The organism is Diaphorobacter ruginosibacter (genome assembly GCF_040396215.1).
Lineage (GTDB): Bacteria > Pseudomonadota > Gammaproteobacteria > Burkholderiales > Burkholderiaceae_C > Diaphorobacter_A > Diaphorobacter_A ruginosibacter_A.
The window spans coordinates 1-9,619 of the sequence record NZ_JBEBOW010000136.1; the positions used below are offsets into that span (position 1 = coordinate 1).

At 62.4% G+C, this 9,619-nt stretch carries 10 protein-coding genes; 5 read left to right on the top strand and 5 right to left on the bottom strand.

Features of this window, described 5'->3' with window-relative positions; translation table 11 throughout:
• The coding region (locus ABWP92_RS14510) for a nitroreductase family protein (protein WP_353236108.1) at positions 1 to 234 on the top strand (234 nt) is incomplete at its 5' end.
• Positions 235 to 317: 83 nt separating this feature from the next.
• Here the strand turns inward: ABWP92_RS14510 and ABWP92_RS14515 are convergent.
• The 5 genes from ABWP92_RS14515 to ABWP92_RS14535 all read right to left on the bottom strand — a co-directional run bounded on the left by ABWP92_RS14515 (position 318) and on the right by ABWP92_RS14535 (position 5,106).
• Positions 318 to 1,094 carry a response regulator transcription factor gene (locus ABWP92_RS14515; protein ID WP_353236109.1) on the bottom strand — a complete coding sequence of 259 codons (777 nt, stop codon included), beginning with the start codon at positions 1,092 to 1,094 and terminating at the stop codon, positions 318 to 320.
• Between the two features lie 161 nt (positions 1,095 to 1,255).
• Complete coding sequence (locus tag ABWP92_RS14520; protein WP_353236110.1) at positions 1,256 to 2,059, bottom strand: MetQ/NlpA family ABC transporter substrate-binding protein; 804 nt, start codon at positions 2,057 to 2,059, stop codon at positions 1,256 to 1,258.
• Positions 2,060 to 2,182: 123 nt separating this feature from the next.
• Positions 2,183 to 3,283 (bottom strand): DUF6817 domain-containing protein, encoded by a 1,101-nt coding sequence (locus ABWP92_RS14525; RefSeq protein ID WP_353236111.1) that lies wholly within the window; start codon positions 3,281 to 3,283, stop codon positions 2,183 to 2,185.
• Positions 3,284 to 3,386: 103 nt separating this feature from the next.
• On the bottom strand, positions 3,387 to 4,052 hold the full coding sequence (locus tag ABWP92_RS14530; RefSeq protein WP_353236112.1) for a methionine ABC transporter permease: 666 nt from the start codon (positions 4,050 to 4,052) through the stop codon (positions 3,387 to 3,389).
• Positions 4,053 to 4,056: 4 nt separating this feature from the next.
• Positions 4,057 to 5,106, bottom strand: coding sequence for a methionine ABC transporter ATP-binding protein (locus tag ABWP92_RS14535; RefSeq protein ID WP_353236113.1), 1,050 nt, complete (start codon positions 5,104 to 5,106; stop codon positions 4,057 to 4,059).
• A 330-nt stretch (positions 5,107 to 5,436) separates the two neighbouring features.
• Between ABWP92_RS14535 and ABWP92_RS14540 the strand changes: the two genes are divergently transcribed.
• The 4 genes from ABWP92_RS14540 (at position 5,437) to ABWP92_RS14555 (ending at position 9,529) form a co-directional block, all read left to right on the top strand.
• Complete coding sequence (locus ABWP92_RS14540) at positions 5,437 to 6,669, top strand: MFS transporter (protein ID WP_353236114.1); 1,233 nt, start codon at positions 5,437 to 5,439, stop codon at positions 6,667 to 6,669.
• Positions 6,670 to 6,777: 108 nt separating this feature from the next.
• Positions 6,778 to 7,275: a low molecular weight protein-tyrosine-phosphatase gene (locus ABWP92_RS14545; protein WP_353236115.1), complete on the top strand. Its 498-nt coding sequence runs from the start codon at positions 6,778 to 6,780 to the stop codon at positions 7,273 to 7,275.
• Positions 7,276 to 7,283: 8 nt separating this feature from the next.
• The gene (locus ABWP92_RS14550) at positions 7,284 to 7,982 is read left to right on the top strand and encodes a response regulator (protein ID WP_353236116.1); all 699 of its coding nucleotides are present in this window, start codon (positions 7,284 to 7,286) and stop codon (positions 7,980 to 7,982) included.
• Positions 7,979 to 9,529, top strand: coding sequence for a sensor histidine kinase (locus tag ABWP92_RS14555; protein WP_353236117.1), 1,551 nt, complete (start codon positions 7,979 to 7,981; stop codon positions 9,527 to 9,529). Before ABWP92_RS14550 ends, ABWP92_RS14555 begins: the two co-directional genes overlap by 4 nt.
• Positions 9,530 to 9,619 lie beyond the last annotated feature (90 nt).

Consider the following 9,619-nt stretch of genomic DNA (forward strand, 5'->3'; position numbering starts at 1 on the left):
CTGGGGATGAGCCTCTACGGCCTGCAACTTGCCGCCCACGCCCTCGGGCTGGCCAGTTGCGCCATTGGCGCGCTTGCCTCCTATCCGGCAACCGTGCGGCGCGTGCTCGGCCTGCCGGACACGCGGCACATCGTCTGCGGACTGGCGCTGGGCTGGCCGGACCCCGATGCGCCCGTCAACCGCACACGCACGCAGCGCGCACCCCTTGCCGAATACTTCGAGCGGTTTTCATGAGCCGGTGAGCAGCGACAGGAGTGAATTAGGAACCTACTATTATTAATAGAGAAAATAAAAAACTATTAATCCATCTATCGATCTCAAGGAACAAAAACCAGTCCCTTGCCGAATACAGCGCGCACGGGAAGCATCAACTGGGTTCCCGCCAAAGTCTTGCGCCTGAGACGCATCAAGGACGATTCGATGCGATGGAATCCGTCCTCGGCATCCGCGTGTCCCATGGCCTTGACCAGATTGGATTTGGACACCATTCCGCCATTGGCGGCCATCAGGCATTCGAGCAATTCGCATTCGCGACTCGTCAGACGAATGGTGCGCTGGTTGGGGGCAATCAACCGGGGCACGCTCAGGTCGAGACGCCAGGCATTCTGCTGTTCCGCATTGGACACGCGCATTTCCAGTTGCCGAAGCTGCGCCCGTATGCCCGCCCCCAATTCGGCCAGCGACAGAGGCTTCACGAAATACTGCAGTGCGCCAGCGTCGAAGCTCGCCACCCGCGCGCCTGAATTGGCGCTTTGCGAAAGCACGATCACCGGAATGCGCTGGGCTACCAGCCGCCGCACCAGTCCCAGGCCGGGCTCCACACCCAGATCCAGGTCCACGATAACCAGATCCGCCTTCTCCTTGAGAAGCCCGATGTAGAAGTCCTCTATGGAGCCAACACCCCATGTGGTATATCCCGACTCTTCCAAATATCGGCACATGCTGTTGCGGGGCACGTCGTCACCGTCAACGATGGCTACCGTGAATTTGACCGACGGTGTGAGAATTTGTTGCATAATGAAACCACAAGTTTTTTGGAAATTTTCCCCATCGGAATGCAATTGCGCCATGCTCAACTGCACTCGAAAACTCATAATGTGTATTTCGATGCTACATATTAATGCAAACAATTGTCAAATAATTGTTGCCTATCGATCTTAAATATTGTAATAGTTCCCTTTATTCATTTATACATAATCAGTGTCATAACATGTAATCAGCGCCTGTATTCCAGGCGCTGACTATTTTCAGAGCATCAAAACGCTGGAAGCACCGAGCCTTTGAATTGGCTCTCGATGAATGCCTTGACTTCGTTGGAGTGATAGACGCCAATCAGCTTGTTCACCCATGGCTTGCCTTTGTCGGCGTCACGAATGACAAGAATATTTACATAGGGGTTTTTTGACGATTCCATTGCAATCGAGTCCGTCTTGGGATTGAGCCCCGCCGAAATCGCGAAATTGGTATTGATGGCGGATGCATCCATATCATCCAGCGAGCGCGGCAACTGAGCCGCATCCAGCTCCACGAAGCGCAGTTTCTTGGGATTGGAAATGACATCCAGCGGTGTTGCCTTCAAGCCGGCGCTTTCCTTGAGCTTGATAAGCCCCAGCGACTGCAGCAGCAACAGGACGCGTCCACCATTGGTCGGATCATTGGGAATGCCAAAACGTGCGCCTTGCGGCAAATCGTCAAGCTTCTTGATCTTCTTGGAATAAATACCGATCGGGAAATTCACCGTATCGGCCGCCCAGCTGATTTTGTAGCCGCGATCCTTGACCTGGGCATCCAGATAAGGGCGATGCTGATAACTGTTGGCATCCAGGTCGCCGGCCGCCAGGGCGGCGTTGGGCTGGACATAATCACCGAATTCGACGATCTGTATGGTCAGCCCCTGCTTTTCGGCAACTTTCTTGACCTGTTCCATGATCTGGGCATGCGGGCCGCCCGTCACGCCGATCTTGATGGAGGTCTTGTCCTGTGCGAAGGCGGTAGCCTGCAGGGTCACTGCCGCCGCCAATGCGAGAGTGGATTGAAGCAATGTGCGTTTGGTCAACACGATATGCAGCTTTCTGTAAAAACGAAAAACGCAAGATCGTAAATCAACATCACGGTGACGCGAAGGATTCGTTTCGCATTCCCATACAACCGCAGGTCATGTCGGTGCGGCAAGCTTGGAGCATCAGGTGCGCAGCGCCAGATTGTTGAGCTTGTCCAGCCTCTCGGGCCAGGTGCCCTGCTCCGCGGACTGCAGCAGGATACGCGTCCAGGCGATCCATGCATCCCATTGCACGCGCTTGTCCCACGCGTTGCCCCAGGCGCTGAAACATTGCAGGGCGCTTTGGGCCGCCAGCACGGCGTCCTCCTGGCGACCGGCGGAAAGATAGACCTGCGCGAGCACCATTTGCGGCTCACCCACCCAGGGGTTCAAACGCACGGCCTGCTCCAGCACATGGGTCGCCACATCCAGATCGACCAGCGGCTGTTCGAGCCCGATCACCGACCAGTACAGCGACGTGGACGCGGCATCATGCTCCTTGCTGACGCTCGCCGTGCAATGGTTGAACACCGGCGGCACGGGCAGCAGATCCCTGAGGCCCGGATGCCCGAGCGCCAATCCCAATTGCGAGATCTGCGAAATCTTGCGGCTCGGCGGACGCATCGGTCCCGGCCACAGCGAAGCAGCCCAGTGCACGGACTGCCTGCGCGAGGTATCCACGTTGGGCGAGCGCGAATAGATTTCCTCCTGCCAGCTGAACCACTGCTCGATGGTGTCGGCCATGCTCACGACGATGAAGGCGGCCACCTCGCGCGGCGTGAGCCGCACCGTCTCTCGCGGTGCGGGCCCGTTGAGCTCCAGCTCCATGCCGCCATCGTCGTCGAAATCGCGCTCGAGCACCTTGTTGATGAACTGGTTGCGGCTCATGGTGCAAAACAGATGCACCAGATGCTCGGCCTGCTCGCCCACCAATCCCTGCAGCCGCTCACGCTCGGTATTGGCGTCGAACTTCACCAGATCGACGAACGCATTGCCGTACACGCTGTGCAGCAGCCCGAGCAGTTGCACGTCATGCGGCTGCCGCCACAGCGCCAGCGAACGTGCAACGCCGTACAGGTGATGGCGGAAGGTGCCCGCCTTGTGCCAGTCCTGGCCCACGCCGCGCTCGAGCACCACGGGCAGCACCGGGGCGAGCAGTGGATCATTCGCTATCCAGCCTTCATCGAGCAGTTGCCGCGCGCGGGCGAAGAGATTCGTGTCGAGGCTGTGCCATGGAAGTGTCATTGCCGTTGTCTCGCTGAAATTCGACGACGGCCACTATGCCCGCTCCAGAGTGCGCGCGCATCGGGGGAAATGCCCTTTGCGAGCGGGCGCGGCAGCTTACCGGTTACTTGTGGCTCAGGCGCCGCACCACCCAGTCGCCCAGGGACTGGATCGCCTGAACGAAGAAAATCAGTACGATCACCACGGCCAGCATGATGTCGGGCAGGAATCGCTGGTAGCCATAGCGGATGCCCAGATCGCCCAGGCCGCCGCCGCCGATCGCGCCCGCCATGGCCGAGTAACCCGTCAGGCTGACGAAGCTGATCGTCAATCCGGCCACGATACCGGGCAGCGCCTCGGGCAGCAGCACTTTCCAGACGATCTGGCTGGTGGTCGCCCCCATGGATTGGGCCGCCTCGATCAATCCGTTGTCCACCTCGCGCAGCGCGGTCTCCACCAGGCGCGCCACGAACGGCGCCGCGGCCAGGGTCAGCGGAACGACCGCGGCCCACGTGCCGATCGACGAGCCCGTGATCAGGCGCGTGAACGGAATGATCGCCACCAGCAGGATGATGAAGGGCGTCGAGCGCACGGCATTCACGATCCAGCCCACCGTCTTGTTGAGCGGACCGTTCTCGAGCACGCCGCCTTTGTCCGTCAGGCGCAGGAACACGCCCAGCGGAATGCCGATCAATCCGCCCACGACGCCCGATACGCCGACCATGATGATGGTTTCCCAGAGCGACTGCGCAAACAGCTCCAGCATCATTTCAGAAAAATTCTCGAACATCGCCTCAGCCCTCCAACTCGACTTCCTGAACCTGCACGCCCTGCTCGCGCAGTTCGGCCACGCTGGCCGTCAGATGCTGCATGTCGCCGCTGGCGAACACCGCGAGCGACCCGAAGGTCTGGTTCTGGATTTCATCGACCTGGCCATGCAGGATCGACAGATCGAGCTGATAGTCGCGGATGAGACGCGAGAGAATGGGCTGGTACGCCTGCTCGCCCGCATAGGACAGGCGCAGCAGCCGGCCCGATGCACCCTGGCCCCGCGCGATCCCGGAGAGCGTGCGCACGCGCTCGAGCACGCCCGCGGGCAGCTCCTGCGGAACGATCTCGTCGATCAGGCTCTTGGTGATGTCCTGCTGCGGACGCGTGAACACGTCGATCACGCGGCCCATCTCGACGATGCGGCCAGCCTCGATCACGGCCACGCGGTCGGCGATCTGCTTGACCACCTGCATCTGGTGGGTGATGAGCACCACCGTCACGCCCAGCTCGTTGTTCACCTTACGCAGCAAATCGAGGATGGAACGCGTGGTCTCCGGGTCCAGGGCCGACGTGGCCTCGTCGGAGAGCAGCACTTTCGGATTGCTGGCGAGCGCGCGGGCAATGCCCACACGCTGCTTCTGTCCGCCCGAAATCTGCGACGGATAGCGATCCGCCAGGTGATCCAGTCCCACCAGTTCGAGCAGCGGGTCGATGCGCTTCTTGACCGCCTCCCTGGACATGCCCGCCAGCTCCAGCGGCAGCGCGGCGTTGTCAAAGACGGTGCGAGAGGACAGCAGGTTGAAGTGCTGAAACACCATGCCGATCTCGCGGCGCGCATGCCGCAGTTCCGCGTCACCCAGCTTGGTGAGGTCGCGGCCCGCCACGATCACCTCGCCCGACGTCGGCCGGTTGAGCAGGTTGATGACGCGCACCAGCGAGCTCTTGCCCGCGCCAGAACGCCCGATGATGCCGAACACCTCGCCCGCGCCGATCTTCAGATCAATGCCGCGCAACGCTTCCACGGGCCCTTTCGGGCCTTGGTAGATCTGGGTAATACCCCGTAAATCGATCATGAAATGCAAAAAACACGCCGCAGCAAGCCTGATGGAATGATCCACCCGCCCGCAGCGGCGCGCATTCAGGAAAAAAATAGATGGATTGAAATGTAATCGTTCGTCATGAATGTCACAACGAACAAAACGTTAAGTAATAAGACCCGCAGGTTATAAGCAAACCCCATCGCTCGACGGGGCGTGGCTCCATGGACAGCAGAGTTTCTCGGCAATCGCTATCATCCGGGTTTCCCCTTATTTTAAATCCATCGCAAAGGCCGCTCCTTCAAGCGTGATTGGCATCCGCCGGGCACCTGCGGCGCGAACGCTCCGGCCACTCCCCCGCAATTCATGCAATCCCGCTGGTCCCCTTTCATCTGGGTTGGATATTCGATGTGCGTGGGCGTCATGGGCACGGCCCTGGCAAGCCCTCTCTACCCCCTCTACCAAAGCGCCTGGAGCCTGCGCCCAAGCGACATCACCCGGATCTTCGTGCTGTACATGATCGGGGTGCTCGCCAGCCTGCTCTTTCTGGGACACCTCACCCAGCGCCATGGCTTTTTGCCGATCCTGCGCGCGGGCCTGGTGACGATGACGTGCGGCCTGGCGATTTCCGCCGTGGCCTGGAGCCCCGCGGTCTTCATGCTGGCCCGGTTCATGATCGGGCTGGCGTCCGGAATGATCACCACGTCCGCATCGATCGGCATGGTGCAATCGAGCCCCGGCGGCGACCCGCGCCGCATCGCCGCGCTCACCACCGTCGCCATGACCCTGGGCTTCGGCATCGGCCCGCTGCTGGGCGGCGCGATGGCGCAATGGGCGCCGCATCCGCTCGTCACCGCCTACGTTCCCACGATGCTGATGGGCGCGCTCGCCATCTTCGCCCTCTTCCAGCTGCCGCATGCGCCCCTCGCCAGGACGCTCGACGAGCATGATCCGCGGGCCACGCCGGAAAACACGCGCGCCCTGGCCGGATGGCTTCCCCGGCTGACCTTTCCGGCCCTTCACGGCCGCAGGCAGTTCTGGCTGTCCAGCATGGGCGCCTTCAGCGCGTTCGGCATGTTCAGCATGTACTCGTCGCTCGCACCGAGCTTCATGAAGGGACTCGTTGCCTGGAGCGGCCCCGCCGTCAGCGGACTGTCGATCGCGATGATCCTGTTCCTCTCCTCCGTATTCCAGTTCATGGTGCGCAACCAGAAAACCAGGCGGGTGGTGCTGGCATCCGAATGCGCACTGGCGCTGTGCAACCTGCTGCTGATGCTCACCATCCTATCGGGCGCGGCATGGCTGTTCGCCGCCGCCGTGATCACCACCGCATTCGGCCACGGGCTCGCCAACGTGGGTGGCATGGGCACGGTGAGCAAGCTCACCCGGCCAGCCGAGCGCGCCGGGCTGCTGAGCACCTATCTCATCATCGGCTACATGGGTACCATCGTTCCGATCATGGGCGTGGGCTGGCTGGCCGACCATATCGGCCTCAACCAGGCACTCGTCGCGTTCTGCTCGGCGATGGCGATCATGAACGTCGCCATCTGCGCCATGGCATGGCGCACGCGCGAGCTGCCGGCAAGCCATCCGTATTGAGCGACACATCAAGCCCGCCCAAGTAGCGCTATCCTAGATGCACTTATCCGCTGGAATGCTCAGGTGATAAATAAGAGACAAATTGGGGTACACAGTCTTGAAACCCGCATGGACAGGCCCTTTCGCGTGCTCATGGTCTGCATGGGCAACATCTGCAGAAGCCCGACGGCGCATGGCGTGCTGGAAAAACTGGCGAGCGACGCGCGCCTGTCCGGGCGCATCGAGGTGGACTCCGCCGGCACGCACGGCTATCACGTGGGGCGGCCGCCGGATCGCCGCGCGCAGGAGCATGCCGCTCGCCGAGGCTACAATCTTTCCGCGCAACGCGCGCGCGCACTCACTGCCGGCGACTTCGCGCATTTCGACCTGGTGCTGGTCATGGATGGCGACAACGAACAGTCCGCGCGCATGGCCTGCCCCGCCGAGATGCGCCACAAACTCCACCGGCTGACCGACTTCGGCAGCCGCTTTCCCGACAGCGAGGTACCGGACCCCTATTACGGCGGTGACCAGGGATTCGAGCATGTGCTCGATCTGGTCGAAGACGCGTGCGCGGGCGTGCTGCAGGCCATCCGGGCCGGGCTGCGGGCCTCGCCCCGGGCATAGGTACAGTCATGCGCATTTTGTTGATCGAAGACGAATTGGAAATGGCCGCGTGGCTGATGCGCGCGCTCAAGCAGTCCAGCATCGCCGTCGAACATGCCGCCAACGCCAAGCTGGCCAAGGCGCTGATCGCCGGCGGCGCGTTCGACGTGGTGGTGCTCGATCTGCAATTGCCCGACCAGCATGGATTCGAGCTGCTGCACGACATACGCGAGCAGGGACATCATCTTCCGGTGCTGATTCTCACGGCGCAGGGCTCGCTGCAGGACCGGGTCGAAGGCCTGCACCGGGGCGCCGACGACTATCTCACCAAGCCCTTCGAGATGCCGGAACTCGAAGCCCGGCTGATCGCGCTGCACAGGCGCAGCCAGGGCCGATCGCAGGCGAGCATCCAGTGCGCGTCGCTGCGCTTTGACAGCAACCACCAGACCTTCTGGCTCAATGACGCCGTGCTCAGCCTCACGCCGCGCGAGCATTCCGCGCTGGAAGCGCTGATTGCGCGCGCGGGCGCTCCCGTGGGCAAGTCCAGGCTGGCCTCCAAGGTGTTTCCCCAGGACAGCATGGCCGGACCCGACGCCATCGAACAGGTGCTTCACCGCGTGCGCCGCAAGCTGCAGGGCAGCGACGTGCACATCGTCACGGTGCGCGGGCTCGGCTACATGCTCGAACCCCTTCCCGACACATCGGCCCGCGAAGCCGCAGTCCCTTGAACCCCGACCGCCATGCCACCGAAAGCCGCGGCGCGCCAGCGGGCAAGGCGCCGCGGCGCGCGCTGCCGGGCCTGCGCTCGCGGCTTCTGCTGATTTTGCTGCCCGTGCTGGTGGCGCTGTTCGCGTTCGATAGCTGGAGCGATACAGACACACTGGGCAAGGAGCTGGAGAAGGCGTACGACCAGACGCTTCTGGAGCCCGCGCAGGCGCTGTCCGACAGTCTTGCGTGGAACCATCGGGGAGAGGTGGAGCTTACCGATACTTTTCACATCACCTCGATGTTCGAGGCCGTTTCCGCGCAGTCGAAATACCTGCGCGTGGCCGTCGATCCCAATGACGGAAGCCTCATGCGCATATTGCTCGGCCCCACGGATTTCCCGGATCCCCCACCCTTGCGCGCCGGCGTTCAATTCAGCGATGCGGGCGATGGGGCGCGGACTTTCTACGATACGGTTTTCCATGGCAGGCCCCTGCGCGTGGCCGCCGTGCTGCGCGTCATCTACGACGATGAAGGAAAGCCCTGGACGGCGCTCATCCAGACGGCGCGAAGCACCATGGCCATCGACAGCGCGCAGCGTGATCTGCTCGTGCAGACCCTGCTGAAGGATGCCCGCACGCTGCTGATTCTGGTGCTCATCATCTGGCTTGGAATCGGCTGGGGTCTCAGGCCGCTGCGGCTGCTGCGCGAAACCATCCGGGAGCGCCGGGCCGAGGACCTCTCGCCCCTGGACACCAGTTCCGTGCCGGGCGAAGTGCGCCCTCTGGTCAACGCGATGAACCTGCATCTGGCGCAACAGCGCGAGGCGCTGGACACCCAGCGCCAGTTTCTCGCCGACGCATCGCATCAGCTGCGCACGCCGCTGGCGATCATGCACACGCAGACCGGTTACGCACTGCGCGAGTCGGACCCGCAGGCCATCCGCAACACCCTGCACGGCATTCTTCAGCAACTGCAGCGCAGCCGCCGCGTCAGCGAACAACTGCTGTCGCTTGCCCAGGCCGCCCAGCCGGCGCTTGCCCTGCCCAGCACGGATCAGGAGAGATGCGATGCGAATGCCGTCGCGCGCGACGTAGTGATCGAGTATCTGCCGCAGGCGCTCGACAAGGACATCGATCTCGGCTGGCTCGATGCGCGCGGCGACGATGCCGATGACGATGACGAGAGTAAGGGCGCACGGCCCGTCGCCGCGGTGCATGCATCCGCACTGGGGCTGCATGAAGTGCTGGCCAACCTGCTGCACAACGCCATTGCCTATACGCCGCGCGGCGGCAAGGTGAATGTGTCGGTGCGCATGGACGATGCATACGTCACCGTGCTCATTCAGGACAATGGCCCAGGCATCGCCCCGCAGGACCGCGCCAGGGCGTTCGAGCGCTTCCAGCGCCTGGCATCTTCCCAGCCCGACGGCGCGCCGATCATCGGCTCCGGCCTGGGCCTGGCCATCGCCAGGACTTATCTGCAGGGTATGCGCGGCACCATCGAGCTGCTCGACGGCGAGAACGGCATCGGGCTCACCGTAAAAGTCCATCTGCCGCTGGCTCTCTGAGGCGCTCCGGGCGCTCGCTTATCCCGCGAAAGAGCGAATAAGAGCTGCTAACACGACCCAGCAAACCGAAGGTTTGCGATCGAGACGAGG

Excerpts from the sequence above, each read along its gene's own strand:
- ABWP92_RS14550 (WP_353236116.1), top strand. The coding sequence starts at position 7,284 with ATGCGCATTTTGTTGATCGAAGACGAATTGGAAATGGCCGCGTGGCTG.
- ABWP92_RS14530 (WP_353236112.1), bottom strand. The coding sequence starts at position 4,052 with ATGTTCGAGAATTTTTCTGAAATGATGCTGGAGCTGTTTGCGCAGTCG.
- ABWP92_RS14545 (WP_353236115.1), top strand. The coding sequence starts at position 6,778 with ATGGACAGGCCCTTTCGCGTGCTCATGGTCTGCATGGGCAACATCTGC.
- ABWP92_RS14535 (WP_353236113.1), bottom strand. The coding sequence starts at position 5,106 with ATGATCGATTTACGGGGTATTACCCAGATCTACCAAGGCCCGAAAGGG.
- ABWP92_RS14540 (WP_353236114.1), top strand. The coding sequence starts at position 5,437 with ATGCAATCCCGCTGGTCCCCTTTCATCTGGGTTGGATATTCGATGTGC.
- ABWP92_RS14515 (WP_353236109.1), bottom strand. The coding sequence starts at position 1,094 with ATGAGTTTTCGAGTGCAGTTGAGCATGGCGCAATTGCATTCCGATGGG.
- ABWP92_RS14525 (WP_353236111.1), bottom strand. The coding sequence starts at position 3,283 with ATGACACTTCCATGGCACAGCCTCGACACGAATCTCTTCGCCCGCGCG.